Annotated in this window: 18 protein-coding genes; 10 read left to right on the forward strand and 8 right to left on the reverse strand. The window is 63.2% G+C overall.

What is annotated here, in order from left to right; genetic code table 11:
- The first annotated feature begins 11 nt into the window (after window positions 1-11).
- Window positions 12-1520: a DUF1501 domain-containing protein gene (locus JSS27_07755; protein MBS0208832.1), complete on the forward strand. Its 1509-nt coding sequence runs from the start codon at window positions 12-14 to the stop codon at window positions 1518-1520.
- Window positions 1521-1764: 244 nt separating this feature from the next.
- Here the strand turns inward: JSS27_07755 and ccsA are convergent, their stop codons facing one another.
- From ccsA to JSS27_07780, 5 genes are all read right to left on the reverse strand, one after another.
- Window positions 1765-5436: a cytochrome c biogenesis protein CcsA gene (gene ccsA / locus JSS27_07760; GenBank protein ID MBS0208833.1), complete on the reverse strand. Its 3672-nt coding sequence runs from the start codon at window positions 5434-5436 to the stop codon at window positions 1765-1767.
- Window positions 5423-5953 (reverse strand): hypothetical protein, encoded by a 531-nt coding sequence (locus tag JSS27_07765; GenBank protein ID MBS0208834.1) that lies wholly within the window; start codon window positions 5951-5953, stop codon window positions 5423-5425. The genes ccsA and JSS27_07765 overlap by 14 nt, the downstream gene beginning before the upstream one ends.
- Before the next feature lie 457 nt (window positions 5954-6410).
- Window positions 6411-7262 (reverse strand): OmpA family protein, encoded by an 852-nt coding sequence (locus tag JSS27_07770; GenBank protein MBS0208835.1) that lies wholly within the window; start codon window positions 7260-7262, stop codon window positions 6411-6413.
- Window positions 7263-7326: 64 nt separating this feature from the next.
- Window positions 7327-8751 carry a helix-turn-helix domain-containing protein gene (locus tag JSS27_07775; GenBank protein MBS0208836.1) on the reverse strand — a complete coding sequence of 475 codons (1425 nt, stop codon included), beginning with the start codon at window positions 8749-8751 and terminating at the stop codon, window positions 7327-7329.
- A gap of 89 nt (window positions 8752-8840) precedes the next feature.
- Window positions 8841-9176, reverse strand: coding sequence for a hypothetical protein (locus tag JSS27_07780; protein ID MBS0208837.1), 336 nt, complete (start codon window positions 9174-9176; stop codon window positions 8841-8843).
- Between the two features lie 479 nt (window positions 9177-9655).
- On the opposite strand from JSS27_07780, the gene JSS27_07785 reads away from it, so the two are divergent.
- Together JSS27_07785 and JSS27_07790 are read left to right on the forward strand one after the other, a co-directional pair.
- Entirely contained in the window at window positions 9656-10336 is a 681-nt protein-coding gene (locus JSS27_07785) for a 7-cyano-7-deazaguanine synthase (protein ID MBS0208838.1), read from the forward strand.
- 255 nt (window positions 10337-10591) lie between these two features.
- Window positions 10592-11023 carry a 6-carboxytetrahydropterin synthase gene (locus JSS27_07790; GenBank protein MBS0208839.1) on the forward strand — a complete coding sequence of 144 codons (432 nt, stop codon included), beginning with the start codon at window positions 10592-10594 and terminating at the stop codon, window positions 11021-11023.
- 136 nt (window positions 11024-11159) lie between these two features.
- Here the strand turns inward: JSS27_07790 and JSS27_07795 are convergent, their stop codons facing one another.
- Complete coding sequence (locus JSS27_07795; protein ID MBS0208840.1) at window positions 11160-11897, reverse strand: class I SAM-dependent methyltransferase; 738 nt, start codon at window positions 11895-11897, stop codon at window positions 11160-11162.
- Between the two features lie 524 nt (window positions 11898-12421).
- On the opposite strand from JSS27_07795, the gene JSS27_07800 reads away from it, so the two are divergent.
- The 3 genes from JSS27_07800 to JSS27_07810 all read left to right on the forward strand — a co-directional run bounded on the left by JSS27_07800 (window position 12422) and on the right by JSS27_07810 (window position 17654).
- Window positions 12422-13786, forward strand: a complete 1365-nt coding sequence (locus tag JSS27_07800; protein MBS0208841.1) for a MotA/TolQ/ExbB proton channel family protein — start codon at window positions 12422-12424, stop codon at window positions 13784-13786.
- Complete coding sequence (locus tag JSS27_07805) at window positions 13783-16377, forward strand: hypothetical protein (GenBank protein ID MBS0208842.1); 2595 nt, start codon at window positions 13783-13785, stop codon at window positions 16375-16377. Before JSS27_07800 ends, JSS27_07805 begins: the two co-directional genes overlap by 4 nt.
- Before the next feature lie 293 nt (window positions 16378-16670).
- Entirely contained in the window at window positions 16671-17654 is a 984-nt protein-coding gene (locus tag JSS27_07810; GenBank protein MBS0208843.1) for a hypothetical protein, read from the forward strand.
- A gap of 455 nt (window positions 17655-18109) precedes the next feature.
- On the opposite strand, the gene JSS27_07815 is transcribed toward JSS27_07810, so the two are convergent.
- The gene (locus JSS27_07815) at window positions 18110-19423 is read right to left on the reverse strand and encodes a DUF1501 domain-containing protein (GenBank protein MBS0208844.1); all 1314 of its coding nucleotides are present in this window, start codon (window positions 19421-19423) and stop codon (window positions 18110-18112) included.
- Window positions 19424-19553: 130 nt separating this feature from the next.
- Window positions 19554-21323, reverse strand: coding sequence for a DUF1549 domain-containing protein (locus JSS27_07820; protein ID MBS0208845.1), 1770 nt, complete (start codon window positions 21321-21323; stop codon window positions 19554-19556).
- Window positions 21324-21950: 627 nt separating this feature from the next.
- Here JSS27_07820 and JSS27_07825 point away from each other — a divergent pair.
- From JSS27_07825 to JSS27_07840, 4 genes are all read left to right on the forward strand, one after another.
- The gene (locus JSS27_07825; GenBank protein ID MBS0208846.1) at window positions 21951-22385 is read left to right on the forward strand and encodes a hypothetical protein; all 435 of its coding nucleotides are present in this window, start codon (window positions 21951-21953) and stop codon (window positions 22383-22385) included.
- Between the two features lie 488 nt (window positions 22386-22873).
- Entirely contained in the window at window positions 22874-23995 is a 1122-nt protein-coding gene (folK, locus tag JSS27_07830; protein MBS0208847.1) for a 2-amino-4-hydroxy-6-hydroxymethyldihydropteridine diphosphokinase, read from the forward strand.
- Window positions 23996-24009: 14 nt separating this feature from the next.
- The gene (locus JSS27_07835) at window positions 24010-24852 is read left to right on the forward strand and encodes a pantoate--beta-alanine ligase (protein MBS0208848.1); all 843 of its coding nucleotides are present in this window, start codon (window positions 24010-24012) and stop codon (window positions 24850-24852) included.
- Between the two features lie 99 nt (window positions 24853-24951).
- Window positions 24952-26286 (forward strand): prolipoprotein diacylglyceryl transferase, encoded by a 1335-nt coding sequence (locus JSS27_07840; protein ID MBS0208849.1) that lies wholly within the window; start codon window positions 24952-24954, stop codon window positions 26284-26286.
- Window positions 26287-26421 lie beyond the last annotated feature (135 nt).

Genomic DNA, 26421 nt, shown 5'->3' on the forward strand with positions numbered 1-26421 from the left:
GGAACATTGCCATGAAACTGCCGCCGCATCTCCGCTTGGCGCAAAATGTCACGCGTCGCACATTCCTCGGTGGGGCCGGGCTCGGCCTGGGCGCAATGGCGATGGCCGAGTTGACCGGCGCGCCGCCGTTGTTCGCGGCTGAGAATGCCGCCGGCGCGACGAGCGCACCCGGCGCTTCGGCCAAACAAGCGGCGGTCGACAACCCCCTGGCCGTGCGAACGCCGCCCTTGCCGGCCAAGGCCAAGTCGGTGATCTATCTGCACATGTCGGGCGCGCCGCCGGTGCTGGACCTGTTCGATTACAAGCCCAAGCTGATCGAACTGAACGGCCAGCCCTGCCCCGAGTCAATCTATCGGGGCGAGCGGTTCGCGTTCATCAAAGGCGTGCCCAAGATGCTCGGCACGCCCCACGAGTTCAAGCAATACGGCCAGAGCCGCGCCTGGGTCAGCGAGTTGCTGCCGCGATTCACCGAGATCGTCGACGACGTCTGCCTGGTCCGCTCGATGGTCACCGACCAGTTCAACCACGCCCCGGCCGAGTTGTTCATCTACACTGGTTCGCCGCGCGCGGGCAATGCGGCGCTCGGCTCGTGGCTGACCTATGGGCTGGGGACCGTGAACCAGGACTTGCCGGGTTTTGTGGTGCTGCTGTCCGGCGGCACCGACCCGACCGGCGGTAAAAGCCTGTGGAGCAGCGGCTTCTTGCCTAGCGTCTATCAAGGGGTGCAGTGCCGCAGCTCGGGGGAGCCGATCTTGTTCTCGGCCAACCCGCCGGGCATGGACCGCGGCACGCGGCGCGCCAGCCTGGACGCGCTCCGTGCGCTCAATCAATTGGAACTGGCCGAAGATCGCGACCCGGAAACGGCCACGCGGATCGCCCAGTACGAGCTGGCCTATCGCATGCAGATGGCCGTGCCCGACGCGTTTGACATCGCGCAAGAGCCCGAGAATGTCCGCAAGGCCTACGGCGCCGAGCCGGGGGCCGCGTCGTTTGCCAACAATTGCCTGCTGGCCCGCCGGCTGGTCGAAAAGGGAGTGCGGTACGTGCAACTGTACGACTGGGGCTGGGACATGCACGGTACCAGTTCCGACACCGACCTGGTGACCGGCTTGCCGCGCAAGTGCAAGGACGTCGACCAGGCCTGCGCGGCGTTGATCCAAGACTTGAAGCAGCGCGGACTGTTGGATTCGACGCTGGTCGTGTGGGGGGGCGAGTTCGGCCGCACGCCGTTGAACGAAGAACGGAACGGCAGCAAGTTCCTGGGGCGCGACCACCATCCGCATTGCTTCACGGTCTGGATGGCCGGCGGCGGCGTGAAGCGCGGCTATGCCCACGGCCAGACCGACGAGCTGGGCTACCGGGTGGCCGAGGGAGCCGTCAGCGTCCGCGACCTGCAGGCAACGATCCTGCACTTGATGGGCTTTGACCCGTACCGGTTGTCGTACCGGTTCCAGGGATTGAACCAGCGCCTGATTGGCCCGAGCGATGAAGGGAAAGTCCGCCGCGAGTTATTGGCGTAGTCGTTCGCTGTTCGATCACGACTTCACCAGCGCGCGAGATATTGCACCGCGCGGCATCCAGCAACCCTTCTCCCCCGGGGAGAAGGTGGCCGAAGGCCGGATGAGGGTCACCGTCGCCGAGTGGAATGCGTGGCGTCGGGCCACGTGGACCCTCACCCGTCGGCTATCGCCGCCACCCTCTCCCCGGGGGAGAGGGGTTTAGATCAAGTCGCGCGAGCCTGTGGCGCATTAAACCAGTTGCGCCTTACACCAGTTGCGCTTTGATTGGCTTCTCGGGCGCGGTGGTGCGGAAAAGCGACTTGGGCAACAGCCAGCCGAGGGCCATGATGCCCCACTGGCTGGCGCAGAACACAATCAGCGCCAGCAGCACTCCTTCGGTGAAGCCGTACGAGTGCAACCCTGCGCCCAATTCGTTGACCCCGTACCAGGACCAACTGGTCACACAGCCGCCGAACACCGCCAGAATGGCCGTGCCGCGCGGGCCGACCTGCTTGTCCCAGCGGGCGTGCAGCACCAGGGCGTTCCACAGGACGATGATCAGCGCGCCGTTCTCCTTGGGATCCCAGCCCCAGAAGCGGCCCCAAGAATCGTCGGCCCACAAGCCGCCCAGCACCGTGCCGACAAAGCTGAACAGAATGGCGAAGCAAAGGATGCCATAAACCATGCGGTCTAGAGCACGAATGGCAATCTCGAAAAACTTGAAACTACGATTTCCTCTTTCGACCAAAGCACGAATGGCGCCGACGATCAGCATTATCACGGCAAGAAACCACGCGATGTAGGTTGTAAAGTATCCGGTGGCAATGCAGACCACGTGCGTGGCCAGCCAGAAGTTGGTGTCGAGCACGGCCTGCGGCACGCCCATCGTGTCGCCGTTGGCCAAGGCGTCGGCAACGAACAAGCAGACCGCGCCGGAAAAGGCTGCCACGAGATTACCCATGCCAATGCGGAAGATTGCTTCCAGAGCCAGACCAAAAATCGCCGCGCCACAACCGATGAACAGCGCCGACGAATACAGGTTCGTCACCGGCGGGCGACCCGAGATGTAAATCCGCATCACGATCGCAATGACATTCAAAGCGACGGTCACGGCGAGCATGGCGAACGCCGTCCGGTTCAACACGCGGGTCCAGCCCATCCAGCCGATGGCCAGCACGGCGAACGACATCAGGTAACCATACTTGCTGCACGTGAGCGGCTGCACCACGTTGTAGAACGCTTCGACGTCCACGCCTTTCATACCGACGCTGGCCGGCAACGCCTCGTGAACGTACTTGTCGTATTCTTTGACCGCCTTGTTGAACTCGGCGGCGTTCTTGGCGCGATCCTCGGCCGGACCTTCGCAATACTCGCCGTAGTGGAACAGCATCTGCGACATCATCGTCACGCCCTTGTCGACCGGCTGGCCGATCTGGCGCTTGACATAGGCTTCGATGGCGGCGTTGGCGTAGGGAATCCAATTCCACTTGCCGGCTTCGTCCTTGACCGGCACGGCCATCACCGGCTCGGACGCATTCAGGTGCTCGATCGCTTCGCGCGTGCGAGCCATCGAATCCATCAGCTTCTGCTTGGCCGCTTCGGGGTTCTGCTGCAATTCCTCGGCGGTCGGAAACTCGGGCACGACCAGCGGCGTGAACGAATCGTGGACCACGCTATAGAGCATGAACTTGTGCCAGGCGGCCATCAGCTTCGCCTGGTAAATGTCGCGTTCCTTGGAAGGCACCTTGCTGACCAGCTTGGCCTGGTCGCGGAACGCTTCCAGGCGCGACACGACTTCGGCCGGCGAGTAGTGATACCCCTCGCGCGGCTTCAGCCCCAGCGCGTCGAGCACTTCCAGGTTCTGAATGCGGAACACCCGATGGTCGCGAACCACCTCGGTGCGCGAAGCCAGCTCGAGCAGCCACTGCACGCCCGGTTGCCGCTTGACCCGCGGCCCGAACCATTTTTTCCACAGGGTCTTCGGCTCGTCGAGCTGAGGGCTGTAAGGGACGTACGATTCGTAATCGGACAACTGGTGCAAAATGTTCCGGGCCAGCGCGTCCATCGGCACCAGGCGACCGTCGTAAAAGACGGGCAGGCGGCCAAAGGCGGCGATGTCGGGCGTATCGGGGGCCGCGGTGGGGGTGCGCGTCCGGCTGCCGTAATAACCCGCCAGCAGGACCGCCGCCGCCAGCGGCACGACAACGCCCCAGCGACCAGCCGACGTCGACTTGTCGGTCTCGAGCTGTCGCCCCAAGAATCGCGCAAGCGTGATCAGGAAGTGCGCCCCCATGCCGATGGCCACAATGGCGCAAGCCACGTAGGGGATCATCCAGCCCGTGTTACTCACGACTTGAAACGTGGTGGTCTTCACCGGCGAGCGCGGGTCGGCTTGCATGCCCGACTGATAGAACGTCTCGTCCCCAAAGCGGAGCGGGTTGTTCATCCAAATCTTGATATTGTCTCGGTCGAAGTTGCGCGCCGGGTCAACAACATGGACGTACGACTCGTACGACTTCGGACGACTTGTGCCGGGATAGTTCTCTTGCACCACGCGATTGACGTGGACCGAGTAGGGCTTGTAATAGCGCGCGAAGCGCAAGTACAGGTCGTACGACTTGCCGCCGACGTCGACCGACTCGGGAATGTCGCGCAAGGTCAGCGGCACGCCGACCAGGTACGTGCCCAGCGATTCCTTGGTACCCCGCTTGAACAACTCGACGTATGCCGACGGCATATCGACGCCGGTGTCGGTGTCGGCTCCGGCGCCAATGCGCCGCGGCTCGGCCGCGATGTCCAGGCCCAGCCCGGCGGTGGCGGGAGTCTTTTCCCCCTTGGCGCGCGCACGCAGGTCCGAGTTGGGCAGGAACTCGACCAACTTGACGTCGAACGGCAAATGATCGTCGCTGATCACCTGCCCGCCGCGCCGTTCGAGTAGCTTGCTGGGAATGACGGTGACGTCGTCGAGCTTCGGATCGCTGGTGTCGATGATCGCCAGCTCGGTGGTGCGGATGTCCTGGGCCCAGTTGACCGTCTGACCCTGGGCAACGGTCATCTGTGTTTCGACGTGGAACAGGCCGACGACCACTTCGTTGAGCATGATCAGGCCCACGCCCGCGTGCAGCAGCACCACGCCGGCGCGCTTGCGGAACAACACGGCACAGCCAGCCAGCAGGATGAACCCGGCAATCGCCCCCTTGGTCAATTGCCAGACGATCCGCATGGCGGCGTCGCCGGGGTAGAACTCGACCTTGAACAGCCCCAGAATCCCCAGCATAAGCAACCCGGCGAGAATCGCCGAGCCATACAGCACCACTCGGCGAGCCCACTGTTCGGCGCGGCTTTGCCCGGCCGCGCGGAACGCAGCGACCACGCCGACGATGCTGCCGATGAGGGTCAACGTCTCGAGCGTGTACCAGAGGACCGGCCAACTGATCCACGGCAATTCGAGCATGCCGTTCTTGTTGGAGCCGCTGAGGATGACGAACACCGTGACGGCCACGCCGACGGCGATCGCGCCCAGCCCGGCGAGCAGGCGTTGGCCTTTGACTTGCACCTGAAAGCGCCGCAAGTGCGCCGCCAGCAGGTTCACGCACATCAGCGTGCCAATGGTCAGGCCACCGGGGAACGGGAACCAGCCCGACACGACCGGGTGGCTGGGAAAGAAGGCGTGGGGGAAAAAGACCTGCAGCTTGATCGCGACGCCCCACGAGCGGAAGTACGTGTGAACCACGTCCCAGATGCCCTGCTCGGCCTGGGCCAAGGTGCCAGCAAAGACCAGAAATACTCCCAGCGCCATCAACACGACCGTCAGCTTCAACGACGACAGCGCGTCGAGGCAGCCGAGCAACACGCGGTCGAACGCCGAGTCGCTCTTTTCGTACGGGACGCCCCGCGAAGGCCGCGGCGATGATTGAGGCATATCAGCGATGGCCATGCACGTCTCCCTCGGCCGGATGGAACTTGATCGAAGCGACGAACTGCAAGAAGCGTTCGCGTTCGCGCTCGGCCAGGCCGGCGTCTCCCGATAGTTTGAAGAACCAACCGCTGGCGCCGTTGATGACCACCACGCCCAGCGTGGCTTGTCCCTGCTTGTCGCCAGCGCCTTGCATGGCGACAAAGCCGCCTTGCAGCGGGCCGACTGGCACTTGTTTGACCTCGGCCGCCAGTTCGGCGTCGTTCAACGGCGGCAGCCCCATCTGTCCGCGCCAACGATTGACGTTGGGCAACAGGGCGCTGCCGGCGGCCCCCAGAGTCGAAACCGTGATCTCGGCCCGCTGGTCACCCTCGCGAACGTCGAAGGCCATCACCCGCATCTCGCCGGGCAGCGCCACGCGCCACCCCTGCGGGCGAACAAATTCGAACGGGGCGGTCCCCTTTTCTCGCGGCACTCGGTAGTGGGTGACCACCGGCTCGGGCCCACAACCGATCGCGCCCAGTCCGGCGATGGCCAAGATTGCGAACCAAAGCCGACTCGCGATGGCGCGACGAATGCCAAGGCGCAAAGACGAAGCGAGCGGCATGGATGCCCAATGCGACATAAGATCGAACCTGGCGAGCGCGGGGCTCGCGGCCGGGGGCTGCACAGGCAGGAGGCGCGCAGCCCTAACGGGTTGAAATGGGGATGCTGGTACCGACGTTCATTATATCCCCACGCGGCCGGCAATGAACCCTTAGGCCGGGGAGAATCGCAGGCAAAATGCCGGCAGATTGCCAGTCGAATCGTGAGTTTTGGTAGGCCGGGGAGCCTGGCGTGACCACGGAATTATTGCCATCACTGGGGGCATCCCAGTAGGGTACGCACCCCGTGCGTACCGGAAGCTGATGGTGCTCACAAATGGTACGCACGGGGTGCGTACCCTACGAGCTGACTGGCCAATATCACCACCTGACAGCAACCAGCAGCCCGCCCTACCGATACAAGTTCGGCAGCGTCTTGGTCCAGCCGACCACCGGCGTGTCGGGCCCCGAGAGAAAGACTTCGACGCGGCGGTTGCGCTGCCGCTCGTCGTCGGAAACATTGTCGGCCACCGGCTCGTGGCGACCAAAGCCGGCCACACCAAGCTGGCTTTCGCGCAGCCCGCAGCGCTGCAAATAGTCGGCCACCGACAAGGCCCGGGCCGTGCTCAATTGCCAGTTGTCGGCATATCGGCCGCGGGCGTCGCGGCCGGCGATGGGCAAATCGTCGGTGTGGCCCACGACCATCACGTGCAGGCCGTCCCCTTCGGCCGCGACCAGCTTGGCCAGGTGGGCCAGTTGCCGGCGCGAGTCGGCGTCGAGCGTGGCTTCACCACTGGAGAACAACACATCGACATCGAGCTTGCACAAGCAGGTCTGTGGATCGTAGCGCAGCTCGGGATAGCGCTGGGCCAGATCGGATAACCGGCGCTGATCGGCGGCGCTGGGCGCGACACCCGAGGCCAGGTCGACCGGGCCGCGTCCCAAACCATCACGCGAGTTGTGACCGACGGCCGTGCGCGGGGTGCCGGTTCGATGTTCGAGCGCCGACAGGTCTTCCTCGGCGGCGATCAATTGATCTTCGAGCTTGCGCGAGTGGGCCTTTAGATTGGCGATCTCGGCCAGATGGGCCTTGGCCTGCTCGTTGAGCGCGCGGTTCTGGACTTCGCAGGTGTTGAATTGGTTGCGCGAGAACGAGAAGCAGCCCGTCGAAATGGTGAACGCGCTGGCGACCAGGCCGAGCGTTAACCAGCGGGCTGAGTGCCTCTTAAATACCGCGCGCCCCTGAAGATCATTGCGCGACATCAATCGACTCCCTTCGATTCCGTGGGCCCGTCCTGGGCCGGCTGCGCGCGACGCGGAGCGCCGCTTACTTCTTCAGCATTTCCAACAGCGGGCTGGTGAACGGCGTGGTGCCTTGCCAGCTCCAGATATTCATCATTACGTCGTGAATCATTACGCCACAAACGCCCAGCGCCACGACGCACATCGTCAGCATCAGCACGACCACGCCCGAAAACGGCGTCTCGCGGACCATGGGGACCATGGCCATTGAGCTTTGCGTGGCCCCGGCGGGGGCAAAGGCCGGCATGCCCATCCCTCCCATGGCGGCCGCTTCGCCGAACGCCCCTTGCAGCGCGGCGGCGTCGAGCCCCATGATCGTGGCCGTCGGCTCGGCGCCCGGCTCGGTCTCGTCGAGCACGATCACCTGCGAGCCGCTGTCGGACGATTCGTCCCCTGGCTCTTCCAGCGGCGTGAGCAGGAAGTCGTCATCGGCCTTGAGTTCGCCGGTGTCGGCCCCCATGGCAAAGGCCGAGGTCTGGTCCAGTCCTGAACTGCCGCCCAAATCGAGCGGCCCTTCGAGCGACAAGCCGCTGTCCCCCGGATCGACCAGCAGAATGCCGCTGTCGCTGGGGCGCATGGTAACATCGCTGCCGGGGGTGGCGGCGAAAATATCATCTTCATCATCGCCACCTAGCTTCAACGACGAGCCGCCGTCTTTCTTTTCGAGCGAGAGGCCGCTCATGGCCGCTTCGCCCAGGTCGCTACCGCGCTTGATCACCGTGTCGCCACCGGCGGCGCCGGCAAGTTGGCTGTCGGTCGGATTGATCAAAGCCGGAGCCGAATCGCTCCCCAGCACGTCGCTCCCCTTGTCCGAGTCGCCGGCTTTCTTCGCGGCGTCGTCGGGGGCCACGCCGAACGTCAACGAGCCGCTGGCCGAGGGCTCGGGCGGGGCCGCTTCTTTGTGAACATCTTTGCCGCTGTCGAGCGCCAGCAAGTCCTGGGCGATGATGCCGCTCAGACCGGCAATGCTGCCCGAGCCGCCACCGCCGCCAAACGCGCCAGCCAGGATGTCGGATGATTCGGTGCTTGGTTCGGGCGTTTCGATATGAACGTCGGCCTGGGGCGCTGCTTTGGGGGCCGCGGCCGCCGGCGCTGACTCGTCGTCGAGCTGCAATTCAAATTCATCTTCGCCACCGATGTTCGCGGCGGCGGGGGCTGACTTCTTGGTCGGTTCAGCGGCGGGTTCGTCGTCAAACTTCAGGTCAAAGTTATCCGAGCCAATCGACGAGCCGGCCTGCAGGTTCATGCCCAGGTCGCTGGCGCCAGCGGCTTGCGATTGCTCTTCGGCCAGTTCGGCCTGGTAGCGGTCGAGATCGTCGGCCTTGAATTTCCAGTTGGCGCCGTCGCGATAGCCGTACAGCCGGCCCTGGGTGCGCAGCTCGCTGAGCTTTTCGGGCGCAAGGCCCAAGTGCCGAGCGGCTTCGTCCAACGTAAGAAACTTGCTGGCCATGCGATATTCCTTGGACCGAGCGAACCGAACAGTTGCGACACAATACGCCACGCTTGACGCTTGTGCCCGAGTTCGCTCGGATCGCCGCGTTAGCGTGGCTCAACCAGCGAGCGAATCTCGCGCGGCGTGGGGGCCGCGCCGTTGAACTCGCTCAATTGCAAATCGTAGTAGACATTCCGCACGCACTTCAGCGTGACCTGGCCGCTGGTTCCATCGACGTGGTACACGCCGACCACACGCTGGCGCGGATCGACCAGCAGCAATTGCTGGCGATGCTCGCCGGTGGGAACCGTAAACGTGATCAGATCGCCCGAAGTGACCGACCCCGCGGGCGTCGCCACGGCGGACGACACCCCCGGAAAACCGGCGGCAACCAATCCGACCAAACCAACTCCGAGGACGAATCCCAGAACAGCATTCTTCATGCTAACCCCCAAACCGATCCGTGGTTGGGAAAACTCTGGGCTCTTAGAGACATTCTAAAAGCCGGAATTCTCGATTCAAGAAAATTGGCGCCCTGGATAAGGCATTGGATTCAGGTAAATCACGCACCTGGTCCCAGTTGTGTCGAACGCGCCGAACCTGACGGCTGGGCCAGTTCGTGCGGCGTGGCCCCAAGCCATTGGCCCGGTCGGCGCGTACCATCAGCCAGAACCGACCAGTCGGCGGGGGCGGAGTGTAAACCGGTCTATGAATCGAGGCAAGAGCAAGTTGTGACGCTAGTTACAGCGAAAAGAAGCCCCGCCAAACCGGATCGGCTAGTGGCACGTTTTCGGGCGAAAACCCGCAGCCAGCCGCCAGCCCGGTTGACCCGGCCTTGGCCCCCCTCCAAGCTGAAACGCCAGACGCCCGCTCCCACCGGGCCGATATTCCAGGTTTCCCTTCGCACGTGGATTTCGCCCCCATGACACCCGGTTCGACTGCCCTGGAGCCCGTTGGCGTGCTGGTGAGCGGCGGCCTCGACAGCGCGATCTTGCTGGCTTGGCTGCGCGAGCAGGGGCGTCAGGTGCAGCCGTTTTACATCCAGTCGCAACTCCACTGGCAAATGGCCGAGCGCGCGGCGCTGACCCAGTTTCTGGCCGCGCTACCCAACGAGCGCGTGTTGCCGATCGTCGAACTCGAGCAGCCGCTGGCCGATCTTTACAACGGTCACTGGAGCCTGACCGGTCGAGACATTCCCGGCGTCACTTCGCCGGACGAGGCGGTGTTTCTGCCGGGGCGCAATGCATTGTTGATGTTGAAAGCCGCCCTCTGGTGCCAACTGCACGGGGTCGATCAACTGGCGCTGGCCACGTTGGCCACCAATCCGTTCGCCGACGCGCGCGATGAATTCTTCGCCAGCTTGCAAGCCTGTTTGAATTGGTCTCACTCGCGGCCGGTGGAATTGGTGCGCCCGTTCGCGCGGTTCGACAAGCGGCGCGTGATGGAACTGGGCGAGGGCTTTCCGCTGGAGCTGACATTTTCGTGCATCGCGCCGGTCGGGCAGTTGCACTGCGGCGCGTGTAACAAGTGTGCCGAGCGCCAGGCCGCCTTCCGACTGGTGGCCCGCCCGGATCGCACGCGGTATGCTAGCCAACCGAGTTAGTGAATGGTTTTGATATCGGATGGGGAATGCCATAATAGTGGCTCGGATGGCACGGCCGCTTGTCGGCCGTGTTGCGCAGCAACAAGAAGAACTCGCGACATCGATTCGTTTTTCTTGTCGCTTCGCGACCCAGCCGGCAAGCGGCTGGGCCACCCTCATGTGTAGCGGGCTTCAGGTGGAAAAGGAACTCACGAGAACAAACATTACACGCCTCTCGATCAACGAAGGCAACTTACTTTCAGTCAGGAAAACTCCATGTTCCGCGTCTCGCGCGAAATCGATTTCTGTTACGGCCATCGGCTGATGAACTACGACGGCAAGTGCCGCTATCTGCACGGGCATAACGGCCGGGCCGTGATTGTCATCGAGTCCGACCAGTTGGACGAGCGCGGCATGGTGATGGACTTCTCGGACATCAAGCAGGTGATCAGCACTTGGGTCGACGACCATCTGGACCATCGGATGCTGCTGCGCAAAGATGACCCGATGGTGCCAATCCTGGAAAAAGCCGGCGAGCCGCTGTACCTGCTCGACATGAACCCGACGGCCGAGAATATCGCCCGGCTGATCTATGAAGTGGCCGCCGAGCACCAGTTTCCCGTGGTCGAAACCCGACTGTGGGAGACGCCCCGTTGCTACGCCACCTATCGCCCCGGCCGCCACAACGGCAAGCGCAAATCGATTTGACGCCGTTGGAACCAGGCAGCAAACACCAACCCGCGTTCCGTCATTCCCGCGCAGGCGGGAATCTAGCGGAAAGACTTCACTCTAGATTCCCGCCTGCGCGGGAATGACGGCATACATAGGTGTGCCCGATGGCGACTCATTTCACACATTCGATGAACGCCACCGGCGGCACGTCGAAAAACTCGGACCAAAACTCGGCCGGCTGTTCGGCCTTAGCCGTGTCGGCCAGTCGCGGCGCGTGCCAGCGCACTTCGCGAAAGCCCGCCTCGGCGAAGGCCGCTTCGTGGACGGCGACGTTCAAATGATAGTTCTCGATCTCGAAGGTTTCCGCGCCGATGTAGAACTTCCACGTGATCGGCGCTCCTTCTTGCCACGGGCCCGGTACGCGGGTCTCGAAGCCATATTTCCGATACGAGGGCGCGTCGGGAAATCGCGCCGCCGGGTTGCTGTTCACCGTCACGAAGCGGCCGCCCGGCTTCAATGACTTGGCAATCCCCCGGCACATGGCCCCCAGCTCATCCCGATTGCTGGCGTAGTTCAGCAAGTAGGCCGCAATCACCAGATCGAACTCCTGCGTGAACGCCAACTCCCGGGCGTCCCCCACGACGTACTGAATCCCCAACTGCTGCTGGGCTTCTTGCGAGCGGGCCAGGTCGATCATCCCGGCCGAAAGGTCCACCCCGACCACGCGCGCGGCGCCACGCTGCCGCACCAGCCGAGTGTAGAATCCCTCGCCACAGGCCACGTCCAGCGCCGCGACGCCGTTCAAGTCGCCGACCAGTTCCATCAGCGTGAAGCATTCGATCAAGGTCCGCCACGGCTGCTGCTTGGACCGCTTGTACTGTTCCGCAATCGGATCGTAATTCGTGGTCATGCAGTCGTCCTGACGTGAGGGATGACTTCGGCGATGAGGTTAAGAACCAATCGTCGTAGAAGCACGCCCGGTTGGCCAGATGGGAAACACCCGCTCCGCCGATCGGTGCTGGCAAAATGAGCAATTGCATTGCTAGCTGCGAGTGCTGGCTCCCCGGTCATTGACCTTGGCCCGACTTTGGGGGGCGAGCATAATGTCGCCCCGCGCGGACTCCCGCACCTGCGCCGGAAGGCTCGCGCTGCGCCCTGACAATGTCGATCGAGACGCGACAGCGGCCGAGCCACTTTGCCCAAGATTCCCACTCGTCGTCTAACGAAAAATTACCGAACTTCGGTTGATCGAGTTTAGCGGTTACGCCGATTTTATGGTTCATGGGTTGTTGTTCCCGCGCTGCGCGCCGAGGGCAACAACGACAAGCTGTCCGCCGGCATGCGATTGCTGTCAGTGCCCGAACATCGATGCGCGAGCGGCATGGCGCGGCCGACGACAGGACACCAACGTACCACACGACAAGGGTCAACGCCTTGAACCCGATTGCCCGTACCTTCCGAACCGTCACTCGCTCGTCGCTCCTCTGGGGCGGCCTGGCGTCGATCGGCTTTTACGCGCTGTTGCACGCTGGCAAGCTGAACAGCGGCTACATGGACGTCTACCGGTACTTCGCCAACCACTGGGTGTTGTACGTCGAGACGATCCTGTTCTTCGTCGGCGTGTCCGAGCTGGTGATCAAGGCCTTCGACCTGGCCGAACAGCGCGGCCGGCTCAAGACGTCGCTGCTGGGCCCATTGCCGGCCGAGCCATTGCCCGCGCCCGAGGCGGCGAACGTGCTGGCCGAGTTGTGCGTGCGCCCCTTCGCGCAACTGCAAGGCTACTTTCCCGAGCGGCTTCGTGCGGCGCTCGAAACGATCTTGCGCCACGGCTCGGCCGACAAGTTGGAAGACGAATTGAAATACCTGTCCGAAGGCGACAGCGCCCGGGCACACGGCAGCTACGCCTTGATGCGGTTCATCATCTGGGCGATTCCGATTTTGGGCTTCTTGGGGACGGTCATCGGCATCACGCTGGCCATCGCCAGTCTGAACCCCAAGGCGCTGGAAACATCGCTCGACGAAGTGACTGCGGGCCTGGGCGTGGCGTTCGACACCACGGCGCTCGCGCTGGCGTTGTCGATGACGCTGATGCTCGGCCAGTTCCTGATCGACAAGTTCGAACAAAAGCTGCTCGGCGACATCGACGGGCGGATGCTCGAAGAGCTGGCCGGACGCTTTGCCTCGACCGCCGTGGTCCACGATCCGCACCTGGCGGCCGTGCAACGGATGAGCGAGCTGGTGCTGCTCAGAACCGAATCGCTGGTCCAAAAGCAAGTCGAACTCTGGCAGCAAAGTCTGACCTCGGCCGAATCGCGCTGGGGCAATATGACCGGCGACGTCGCCCGACAAATCACCGACGGGCTGAACGAAGGCCTGGCCCAAAACGTCCGCCAACACGCCGAACATCTGGTCACGGCCGAAGCCGCCGCGACCGAGGCGAACCGTCGCCGCTGGCACCGCATTCATCGCGCCGTGGCCCAGCAGGTCGACTCGCTACAGCATCAGCAGAGTCAGCTTTCGCACCAGACCGAAATGCTCACCCGGATCGTCGACGCCTCGAACCTGGTGGCGCGCTTGGAAAAGACGCTCAATCACAACCTGGCCTCGCTGGCCGGGTCACAGCATCTGCAAGAGACGCTGCTCAGCCTCTCGTCGGCCATCGCGTTGTTGAACGCGCGACTGGGTCAAGTGTTGCCCACCGGCCCTCACATCGACTTGCACGACAGCACTCGTTCGGCCGTTCCGGCCCCGCATCTGCGTGCTGACGGCTTGGAGAAGAACTCGGGCAAGGTGGCATGACACGGCACCGCGCGAAAGCCGCCGCCGGCATCCAGTTGTTCCCGTTTTTGGCGGTGCTGTTATGCACCATGGGGGCGCTGTTGTTGATGCTGGTCGTCATCGCCCGCAACTCGCGCGATGCCGCCGCCAAGGCGCTGCTCACCACGCCGCAACTGACGGCCAAGCTGGCCGCCGAGCAGGCCGAGCTGACGGCCCAGATCGCCGAACTGAAAGCGCTGCGCGAGAAGCTGGCCGCGCAATTCGACGACGCGCGTGACGAGTTGAGCCACGTCGAAGATCACCTCCGTCGTGTTCGCGACGAGATGAACCATCTGCGCCAGGCGGCCGTTGACTTGCGGCGTTCGGACCAGTCGGACGACGAGACCAACAGTAAGCTGAAAAAGCGGATCGCCAACTACGAACGGGACATCAAGGATCTCGAGGAAGACCTGCGGAAGGCCGACGAAGACGCCCGCCGCAAGCCCGACTCGTTCGCGATCATTCCCTACGACGGTCCGAACCAGACCCGGCGACGTCCGATCTACATCGAATGCCGCAGCGACTGCGTGATTTTGCAGCCCGAGGGCATCATCTTCAGCGAGGCCGATTTCCTGGGGCCGATGGGGCCGAGCAACCCACTGGCCTCGGCCCTCCGCGCCGAGCGCGAATACCTGATCCGCAATCGCCAGGCCGGCCGCGGCGACGACGGCCAGCCTTATCCGTTGTTGCTCGTTCGCCCCGATGGCATTCCGGCTTACTATCTGGCCCGCGGCGCGATGGCCTCGTGGGGGAGCGACTTCGGCTACGAGTTGGTCGAAGCCGACTGGAATCTGGCCTTTCCGGCGCCCAATCCCGAGCTGGCCGTGACGCTGGCCCAAACGGTCGAAGACGCCCGGCGTCGCCAGGTGCAAATCATCGCCTCGGCCCCAGGCTTGATGACCCCCGATCAACGGATGGCTTACCAGCGCGCTGCCTCGGGACGCGGCAACGTGGCCGGCGGCGGACGCAGCCCGTTCCAGATTCACGGCAACAACGAACATCGACGCGGCTCGAGCGGCGGGCACGGGCCCGGCGCCGGCAAGAGCTATGACCAGGACCAGGAAGTTTCCACGGTGGCCGCCTTGTCGCCGTATCAAAGTTTGGACTTGAACGGATCGAAGACGGTCGCGGGTACGGCTAATGGCGCAGGAGGCACAGCATCGACTAGCGGCAATGTTGCCGGCGGCGGACCCGGCGGTGTCAACACCACGGGCGGCAACAGTATCAATGGCAATCCCAACGGCGTGCCAAGCGCGATCCCTGGCGGCCCTGGCACAAGCGCTGGCGGCGCTGGTCCGGGCGGAACGGGCGCGAACCCTGGCGCATTCGGTCCCGGCGGGTCGGGGCTGGCCTCGGCCAATCCTTGGGGCTATGGGGCGGGCGGTCCTGGCGGCGCGACGCCCGGCGGCGGTCCATCGCTGGGGAATCCTGGCACCGGCGGCAACAATCTGTATGCCGGCGGTGGCAATGGCGCCGGAGGTGTTGGCGGGGTGAGCATGAACGGCGCACAGGGTATGACCGGCAGCCCAGGCATAAACGGCGCGCCGGGCGGTGATGCGGCCGGCGGCAACGGCAACGGCACCGGCACGGCGGGCGGCACCGACAACTCGAACACTCCCGGCGGCACGGCCGGCACGCCCAATGGCACCGGCCAAGGCAACTCGCAAGTCGCCGGGACGACCGGCGCTGGACCTGAAGGAACGGGCGGCCCTGGTGGAACTTCCAACACGTCCGGCGGCTCGCAACAAGCCAGCACCGGCAGCAGCGGCGCAGGTGGCGGCGGCGCGGGAGCGACTTCGTCTGGAAACCCGGGCGGCGGCATGGGCTCGGCTGGCTTGCCGATGCCCGTCCAGATGCCAGGCCCCGGCAACGTCAGCTTTAACAACCGGAGCGGCGCGGCGCCGTCGGGCGCAAGCAGCAACTCGTCAGCCAGCGGCTCGCCCAGCGGCGCGTCGTCCAACGATCCCGGCGTGGCGCGCGCGGCGCAAGCCACTCGCAACGGCCCGCGCACCCAGTTTGAAACGGCGGGTCAGCGCTACGGGCAACAACAACCGGTCAGCGGCGACTTTGCTTCGTATTCACCCAGCGCCGCCAGCGCGGGGAGCCCGTCGGCCGGCACCGCCGGTTCGCCCAGCGCGTCCAGTTCACCTAGCTCGTCGTCGCAGGCCAATCTGTCGAAGTCGCAGCATCAGCAGTTGAAGAAGCAAGCCCGTTCGAGGCACGACAACTGGGCCATCCCGCAAGAGACCGTGGCCGCGGTGCCGGTCTCGCGGCCCCTGACGGTCGAGTGCTATGCCGATCGATTGCTATTTGTCAGCGGCCGGGGCGAGTATCCGCCTAGCAAGACGATGACATTCCACGAGAGCACGGCCGAGAGCGTTGAGCCGATGGTCGCGCAGGTCTGGGAACGGATCAACTCATGGGGCATCGCCGGCGACAACATGTATTGGCGTCCGGTGCTGTTGATGACCGTGGAACCTGGCGGCGAAACCCGAGCGGCTGAGTTGCAGCAATTACTGGTCAACAGCGGCCTGGAACTCAAACAGCGCCCGCCGCGCGTCACCCGCCCCTAAGCCGAACGAAAGCCAAGCACACCGTAGGGTGCGCACCCCGTGCGTACCAGAGGATCACAAACACCACACTATGAAAGAATGAACCGCAAAGATCGCAAAGAAATACAAAGACATTTTGAATCGCTGGGATCGCGGAGTAACGCAGAGAGAAGGTATTCGCTTTTTCTCTGCGCCTCTCAGCGTTCTCTGCGATTCAATTCCTGCTGCATCTTCTTCGCGTCTTTGCGGTTCAAACTTTTCCGCGGCGCTACGACCAGCTTTTGATCTAGACCGTCGTTTCGAGCAAGACCATCATGGCTAACAAGATTCGCGACGACGAACCAGCGTTTGGCAGCGATTCGTTCCTGGATATCGTCGCCAACATGGTCGGCATCTTGATCATCCTGGTGATGGTGGCGGGTTTGCGCGCCAAGGACGTGTCGCACCTGGAACCGCAGCCCGACGCGGCCCAGGCCGCGGCCCTGGAAGAATTGGAACTCGAAGCCGAGCAATTGTCCGGCGACGTGCGACAACTCGATCGGCAACTACGGACCAACACCATGACCCTGGCCGGCCGGCAGCAGGAGCGCGATCAGTTGCTGTTGGCCTCGGCCGAAGGGAAACGCCTGCTCGACGCCGAGAGCGGCAAGCTCGACTCGCGCCGGCAAGAGGAATATCAACTGCGTCAGGTCGTGGCGGCCCGCGAGACCGAGCTGAATCGGCTGACCCAGCAGTTGCAAGCCGCCGCGATGAAGCAATCGTCGCAGATCGTCAAGATCGACAACTACCCCACCCCGATCAGCCGCACGGTGCATGGGCACGAGATTCATTTCCGGCTACAAGATAACCGGATTAGCTACGTGCCGATCGACGAGTTGGTGGATGTGTTGAAGAAGGACGTCCAGCGCAAGGCCCAGCGGCTGCAAGATGTTTCGGAGGTGACCGAGACGATCGGGCCAGCGTTCGGCTACCGGATGAAATACACGCTGGGGCGCGAGGCGGTGCCGAACGGCTTTCGCGTGCAACTGCTCCAGTTCGTGATGCTGCCGTTGGTCGATGAACTGGGTGAGACTCTCGAACAGGCGATGCGTCCTGAGTCACAATTCTATGGCGCGCTGACGCGGACCAATCCGCGCAACACGACGGTCACCCTGTGGACCTATCCGGAAAGCTACGCCACGTACCACGCCATCAAGAAAGAGCTGTACAACCGCGGCTTCTCGGTGGCTGGCCGGCCGCTGCCCAGCGGACAACCGATCGCCGGCTCGCCGCAAGGGAGCCGCAGCGCGGCGGAGTGACGTGAGAAGTTGCGAGTTGCTGGTTGCTAGAGCAACTTTCAAGAGACTGTAGCGTGGGTGGCACGTCCCAAGCGCAGCGCAGGGCGTGGGGAATCGCCTATCAAATCTCGGAATCGGTACATGCTTCCCCACGCCCGAAGGACGGGCGTGCCACCCAGACGTTAGAACGTCGTGAGAGGCGCTCTAGCGAAGTCCGAATGACGAAGGCTTCCGCTCCCCTTCGTCATTAGGGCTTCTGGTTTTCTTCGCGACCTTCGCGTCTTTGCGGTTCAAATAATCCTCCGTCGCTTGCTCCGTGTCTTCCTCCGTGCCCTCGGTGTCTCCGTGGCAAATCTCTTTCCGAACCATCGAGCGCGCACAAAAAAAACCGGGCCGGCTGCGTTTCGCAACCGGCCCGGCTGGGTGAACAACATGATGGACTCGGCAACCCTGTCGGCTGTCGCGCCCGGTTCGGCTTAGGCGAACAATTCCTTGATCACGCGGCCGCCCGCGGCGATCTTCATCGGACGATTGTTCTTGCTGGTGTGGACGATTTCGAGCGAAATGCCCATCGACTTCAGCACCGAAGCCATCAGATCCTGGGCGCTGTATGGATCGGTCTCGACCGAGGTGCCGTCCGCGTTGGTCTTGCCCACCGCGACGCCACCCTTGAACGAGCCGCCCGCCACGAACGTCGACCAGCTACGAGCCCAGTGATCGCGACCGGCGTTGCCGTTGATGCGCGGCGTACGGCCGAAGTCGCCCATCCACACGATCGACACGTCTTGCAACATGTTGCGATCGCGCAGGTCTTCGATCAGGGCGCTCATCGCCTGGTCCATGACCGGCAGACGGTTCTTCAGGTTGGTGTGGACGTTCTGGTGATCGTCCCAACCGCCGAAGTCGACTTCGACGAACGGCACACCCGTCTCGACCAGACGGCGAGCCATCAGGCACGCGCGGCCGAAGCCAGTGTTACGCGCCATGCCGCCGGCGGCCGGAGCGCCCGCCGCCGCGACGGCGCCGTAGCGTTCCTTGACCTTCTGCGATTCGCTATCGACCTTAAACGCTTCCATCTGCTTGCTGGTCAGCAGATTCGAGGTGTTCTTCAACACCTTGAAGTGGTCATAGGCCGACTCGCCACGGAGCAGGTTCTTTTCGTTCGGACCAGCAAAGTTCAGGTCCATCTTGGCCAGCATGTCCATCCGTTCCATCAAGCGGCCCGGATTGTTGCCGCCGATGTCCAGGTTGCGGACCTGGCCGTTGGTCTCGACGACGAACGGCGAGTAGGTCATGCCCAGGTAACCGGGGCCAACGCTGCCGCCGCCGACGGCGACGAACGGAGGAATCTCCAAGCCGGCGTACTTCCACATCGATTCCGTCTCGTGCGCGATGACCGCGCCGTAGCTCGGGTGTTCGATGTTCGGGTTCGGCACGAAGCCCGTGTGCATGTAGTAGCGACCACGGTTGTGGTCGGCTTCACGCGTGCTCATCGAGCGGATCAGCGAGAAGTTCTCGCCCAACTTGGCCAACATGGGCAGATGTTCGCAAATCTGAAAATCGCCCGTGGTCGAAATCGGCTTGAACGATCCGCCGGTTGGAGCGCCCGGCTTCAAGTCCCAGATGTCAATCGTGGCCGGGCCGGCGCCCATGTACAGCAAGATGCACGCCTTCTGGCGGCGCTGCACATCGGCGGCGTTGGCCGACAACGTGTTAACGAAAAAGTTCGCGGTCGGCGCGGACAGCGCGGTGACGGTCGCCGCGTGTTGCATGAAGTGCCGACGGGTCATTCCCTCGCGGTGCCAAATCGCCATAACCGTTTCTCCCTTGATGAACGAACTGTGCTAGATGGTAGATGTAAGTTGCTGACTGGTCTGCAGTCGCGGCCCTGTCGTGAATTCTGCCTGGCTCGAATACTGCCTAGTGCGAAATGATGAACTCGTTGCTATTGATCAAGGCCCACCAGACGTCCTGGTAAGCGCTCAGATTGGGACGTGAACCAAGCACGCCGCTAATCACGGCCCAGTCGGCCGACGTCGGCTTACGCGACACGGTGGACAGATACAAGAAGTCGACCAGGTCGGTCCCCTTCATGCCCGAGTTGACCAGCCGGGGCAACAACGCGTCGGGCTTGTCGACGCTGATGATGTCGTTGGTCAGCGGGCCATTCATCATCACCAGCGCTTGGGGAATCGTGCCATTGAACGTGGTCAGGTCTTCCCCTTCGTCGTTGGCGATGTTGACGGTGAATTGCGAGATCCACTCCCGCTTTTCACGCTGGCGTTCGTCGACCTTGCCGCCGCGGATTTGCTCCAGGTCTTGCGCGCTAACGCGAGTGATCGCGTGCAGCGAATCGTACAACTGCTCGGGGGACATCTGCCGCAGGTAGAACCGGCTGAACTTCGGCTTTTCACCCATCGCCGGGTCATCCTTCTTGTTGCGCGGCGTGATCTTGCTCGACAGGCTGTACGCCTCGCTCATGGTGATCCAACGGACCAGCTTCTTCAGATCGTGACCCTGGGCGGAGAATTCCTTGCCCAGTCGTTCCAGCAATTCGGGGTGCGACGACTGGTTGTGCGGGCCCATGTCATCGACCGGCTTGGTAAAGCCATAGCCGAGGAAGTGGCCCCACATCCGGTTGGCGATCGCGCGGCCGAAGTACTCGCTCTTGACGATCAGCTTGCCCAACTCCGCGCGGCGATTGACCTTCGAGACGCTGCCGTCCGGATCGATCTTGGTGCCATCGACAAACTTGGGATACGCCACGGCCATCGTGCCGTTACGCAGTTCGTAGTAGATTTCGGCTTCTTGCTGGGTATTGCCTTCGCCGCGGAAGTCGACGCTGCGAAGTTCGGCCCCTTCGATGTCGCGCCCCATCCGCGTGGTGGCCTCGGCCTTGGTCTGGCGGAAGAAGGCGTTCATACTCCAGAACTGGTCTTGCTTCCAGTCGTTGAACGGGTGGTTGTGGCACTGCGTGCATTGCACTTGCAGGCCCAAGAACAGCTTGGCCGTCTTGGCCGTGGCCTGGGTCGACATTGGGTCATCGCGCTTCAGCATACTGGCGATGAAGTTCGACGCGCCGTTGAAGTCCTTCTCGTTCGGGCTGGTGTTCCCTTCGGCGCTGACCAACTCGTAAACCATGCGATCGTACGGCTTGCCGCGGAGGTAGCTGTCGCGAAGGAACTTGTGCATGCCGTCCCGATTGACCAATTCGCCGTTTACGCGGCGAGCCGGCGGACGACCGACCAGTAGGTTGCTCCACCAGGTGGCCCAATAGTTGGCGTATTCCTGCTGGTACTCTTCCGAGTCGAGCAAGCGATCGAGCAGCTTTTGCTTCTTCTGAGCGCCCTCGCCGAGGAACTTGTTCAACTCGATCACGGTCGGCACGCGGCCGATCACGTCGAGGAACACGCGACGGCACCATTCGGCGTCGGTCGCCTTGGGAGCCGGAGCGTAGCCGGCTTCGGTCCAACCCTTGCGGATTTGCGCGTCGATAAAGGCGACGATGTCCTGCTCGCCCAGTCCGCTGTCCGAGACGCCGGAGCCGAGCTTCTTGCCGTCGGTGTTCTCGGCGCCGTTTGCCACCGGAGCGCCGCTCAGCAGCCACGCCAAAGCGGCCGTGGCGGCAATGGTCGAAACCGTCCAACGCATCATGCCGTTCGCGGTCATCCGATATCCAATGCGACTCATAAGTTCCTCCACTCCAGACTTACAATGCGGGCGATTGATCGATCGCTCTTGTTCGTAATGGGCGTTTGTGGGCAACGAGAAGGGGCTCGCCGAACCTGCCTGGCGAAGTTTTTATTGCGCGGCGAAACAATCGCCACGAAAAATGTACTCGCAATGGGGGGACGACAAGGGCGGCAACACCAGTCTGATGTAGCCACGTATGATACCGATTCCCAAACAGCCAACAAAGCAAAAACCTTTTTCAGCAACGACTTTCGTCGCGCGTGACTATCGTGCTAGCACCTGTTTGTTATAACCCGAATCCAGGTGTTTGATAACAATACAAGTGTATCATTTCGATGTATCAAATTGCAACACGTGTCGGAGGCCATGGTTGCGATGGCCCCCGACGCGCGTTGCTGCGGCAGATCGGGCCGAGGGTTTGCTCGGCGTGATCCCCTCGGCCGCGATCCGGCTTCTTGGAGCCCGAAAGGGCCCACGAATGCCGCGTTTCTTGCCCTTCCCAGGCTGCGTTCGCCACGCGGGCGGCCTCGGTGCAACAGGCATTGGGAACCTGTCGACGGCGGGCTGTTCCGAACCCGCCGTCTGACCTGGAGAGGGGAGCGGCCCAATACTATCGCAAACATCATGCCAGAAACCCTGGGCCGCGAAATTCTCGCTTTCGCTCCAGTTCAGTTCGGCAAAGCGGAGGGCCGGCGTAACGTGCTGCGAACCGGACATGGTGCGCGAGTCGGCAACCGAAAACAATCGCGAACCACGCGCACCGGCGCGACAAGCGTGGCGCACGTGCGCCGCGTGACTCGCAAAAAAATATTTTGTGTTCCACGTCGGCGCGCGTGCGCCGCGCCGCGCTGCGATTTCACGCGAGAGTTTTTGCCCGCCGCGCCGCACGCCGAAAAAGTTATCCACAACCGAATCCGCGCCGCGCGTGAATGCTTTCTTGACAATCGTTCCTCGACCGACACAATACGCCCAATCTTTTCGTCCGCGTCTTCGCTCGTCGTCCACGGTTCAGGATGTAACCTGGGGCTCGGGGAAACAGTCACGGCGCAACTTTGCTAAAACACAAACGTGTCTGGCAATTGCCTTGCTCGGCCTGTTACCACGTGCTGTCCCACGACGAATGCTGGCCGTGGAGCAGGGTATTGCGGAACGGGGTAGTGCGGAATCGCGACCGGCGATTTCACAATCACGACTCGCAGCAGGATTCGGTTCGTACACTCACCGTGGTTTGGTCGAGGCGGAAGACCAGCACGGTCGAGCGAAATTGCTTGGGGGGCGGCCACGCAAGGATCGACGTCGGCGACGACAAGTCGCGGCCCGGATGTCCCCCCTAGGCGATTCGCTCGGCAGCGCTAACAATCAAGTGAGCGCGAACCGTGACGGCTGTGAACAATCACCACGGTGATTGTTCACAGCAACATGCGAGGCGTGGTTCGCGCACCTGCGTGATCGCACGCTGGCGCCCCCCTTGGGCGCGAGAGACGCCGCAATGCTCCACGCGGGCGGCTTTACCCTCCTGCGCGCATCGGCACCGGCGAGTTCCCCACATGCCACGAGCATTACTCGGCTTGGGAGCCAACCAGGGAACGCCGGCCGAAACATTCAGGGCCGCGATTGAAGCGCTTGCGGCCGACGGCCAATCGCGCGTCATCTCACAAAGCCGCAATTACCGCTCGGCCCCCGTCGGCGGCCCGTTGGCGCAAGCCGACTACGTCAACGCGGCGGCCCTGGTCGAAACATCGCTGCGTCCCGAACAATTGCTGACCCGCTTGCAGCAGATCGAAGCCCAATTCGGCCGCGTTCGCCACGAGCGCTGGGGACCACGGACGCTGGACCTGGACATTCTGCTGTACGACGAGCTGGTTCTGGCGCAAACCGCGCCCGACCTGACGATTCCCCACCCGCGGCTGACGTTTCGCCGCTTCGCGCTCCAGCCCGCCGTCGAGATCGCCTCGGGCATGATGCATCCCCAGTTGCGCTGGACCGTGGCCGAGCTGCTGCAAAACCTGGAGAGAGCGAATCGCTATCTGGCCGTGTCGGGTCCGCGCAGCGTCGTCACGCGACACCTGCTGGGACAAGTGGCCGAGCGCACCGGCGCCATGTTCCTGGCTGCGCCGGCCGACTATCCGGCCACCATCGGCGGCGGCAGCTTGTGGCGCGACGTGCCGCGCCCGACCGACTATTACGAGGCGCAAAGCGCGCCTGGCCGCGTGGCCGAGCGCGTTCTAGAATGCCTGCGGCAGTGCATGGCGGCGCTCGACGCGGGTCATTGGTCCCAGCCCGAGCAAGTGGCCGTGGGCGACTTTTGGCTGCTCGAGCTGTACGCCTGGGGCGCGGCGGCGCTCGCGCCAGCGGCGCTGGCCGAGTATGTCGATCGCTTCAGCAGCATCGCCAGCCGGCACCCGTTGCCCACGCTGCTGGTCATGCGCTCGTGGCTGGTCACGCCACGCGATGAAGAAACCGAAGAACCCGCGGCCGATGACCTGCCGGGCATGTTGAAAATCGTCTCCCAGGAACAATCGCCGCTGTTTCATCTGGGGCAAACGCCCAGCCACACGCGCGGCTTTGCGCCGGTGTTGTGGTTGACCGATCCGACCGTCGAGTCGCAGGTCGACGAAATCAGCGCCGCGGTCATCGCCATGCAAACCGAAGTGGTCCCCTTGACGTGAAACTACCCCCTGTCATTACCACCGCCCAAGCGTTACGCGCGCTCGTGACCGACGCCCGCCGCACGGGCAGAACCATCGGCCTGGTGCCGACGATGGGGGCGCTGCACGCCGGGCATATCAGCCTGGTGGCCGAGTCGTGCCGGCGCTGCGACGTGACGATTGCCACGATCTTTGTGAACCCGACTCAGTTCGGGCCCAACGAAGATTTCAGCAAGTATCCGCGCACGCTCGAAGCCGACCTGCAATTGCTCGCGCCGCACAACGTCGCCGCGGTGTTCGCCCCCGCTTCGGTCCAGGAGTTGTACAGTCCGCACCACGCCACGTCGGTCAAGGTGGCCGGGGCGGCGCTGCCGCTCGAGGGGGAACGTCGGCCGGGGCACTTTGACGGCGTGGCGACGATCGTGCTCAAGCTATTCAACCTGGCGCAGCCCGACGTGGCCTTCTTCGGCGCCAAGGATTTTCAGCAGGTGCTGGTCATCAAGCAGATGGTCCGTGATCTGAACGTGCCGGTCGAAGTGGCTGTCTGCCCGATCGTGCGCGAGGCCGACGGATTGGCGATGAGCTCGCGCAATGCCTACTTGTCGGCTGAGCAGCGTCGCCAAGCGCTGGTGCTGTCGCGCAGCTTGCAACGCGGCGTCGAGTTGGTCGCCGGCGGTGAACGCGATGCGGCCCGGCTGCTAGCGTCGATGCAGAGCGTCATCGCCAGCGAGCCGGCCGTGCAACTCGACTATCTCGTCCTGGTCGATCCCGATACCCTATCGCCGGTCGCCCAAGTGACCGGCCCGACCCTGGCCGCGATTGCAGCCAAGGTGGGCAATACGCGGTTGATTGATAACATTGTGTTGAGAAGCGATTAGCGGTTAGCGATTGGCGATTAGCCAGAAGGGAAATCTTGGCTTCACCTAATGCTTCATGCTCATTACTAATCGCTAATTGCTAACCGCTAATCGCTACTGATGCACCAAACCCTCTTCAAAATCCCGCAGACGTATCACGGCGTGCCGATCATGGGCTTCGGCGTGCTGTTGGCGCTCGTCGTGGTGCTTGGCGGTGGTTGGCTCTATGTCCTGTACCGTCGCACCGGTAGCACGCGCGAAGTCTACGCCCAAGCGCCGCTGTTGGCCGCGATTGCCTTTCTGGTGTCAGTGCTGCTGCCGCGGATTGCCGAGCCTGATGGGTTGGCCATTCGCGGGTTCGGCGTGGCGACCACGCTCGGTGTCTTGTCGGGTGTGTGGATGGCGGTCGTCCGGGCGCGTCGGCGCGGCGTCGATCCCGAAGTGATTTACAATCTGGCCATCTGGCTGTTCGTCGGCGGGGTGATCGGCGCGCGGCTGTTCTACGTCATCGAGTATTGGCAGCAGTTCCGCTTCGATCATACCGGGCAACCGTTGCCCATTACCGAGACGCTGGCCATGATCTTGCGCGTCGATCAGGGTGGCCTGGTCGTTTACGGCGCGGCGGCCGGAGCGCTCGTCTCACTCATCTGGTTCGTGCGCCGCCACAAGCTGGTGACACTGCCGCTGTTGGACCTGATTGCCCCCAGCTTGATGATCGGCCTGGCCTTTGGCCGCGTCGGTTGCTTCTTGAACGGCTGCTGCTTCGGTGGCGTGTGTGATCACCGCTGGGCGGTTGAATTTCCAGCTCATCCGTCGGAGGCCCAGTCGGTTGGCGAGCGCGTGACGTATACGCCTCCGTACGCGCGACAGGTCGAGCGGGGCTTGTTCTACGGCGTGCAGTTAGGCGCGCGGATGGTCGCGGCCCGCGAGACGCCGCAAGCCACCGTGGTGTACGTTGTGCCCGGCTCGCCGGCGGCGAAGCAAGGCGTTCAGGTCGGCGATCACGTGGAGTCGATTGGCGGACAGCCGGCCGACACGATCAGCCGCGCGGTCGAGCTGCTCGATCGCGCAATGCAGAACGCCGACGTATTGAAGCTGCGCACCGAGCGCGGCGAGTACACGCTGCCACCAGGCGCGGCCCCGCCGCGCAGCTTGCCGGTCCATCCCACGCAACTTTACAGCGTGCTCGACGCGCTACTGATCATGCTGTTCTTGTTCGCGTACGAGCCATTCAAGCGCCGCGACGGCGAGCTAATCGCGTGGATGATTTCGATCTACGCCGTGACACGATTCCTGGTCGAGATCATCCGCACCGACGAGTCAGCCGTGTTCGGCACCGGGCTGAGCATTTCCCAGAACATCAGTTTAATGATGATCGTGGTGGTGGCAGGACTGTGGTACTGGATGCGCCGCCATCCCGCGCCGGTGACCTGGCCGGTTCCCTCGGCCGGCTGAGTCGGGGAATTTGAACCGCAAAGACGCAAAGGGCGCAAAGGAAGAAGCAGCAGAATTGAATCGCTGAGGACGCTGAGCGACGCAGAGAAAAAATGCGAATACTCTCTCTTAGCGAGTCAGCAACCACCGGCAGAG

The sequence above is a fragment of the Planctomycetota bacterium genome (genome assembly GCA_018242585.1).
GTDB lineage: Bacteria > Planctomycetota > Planctomycetia > Pirellulales > PNKZ01 > JAFEBQ01.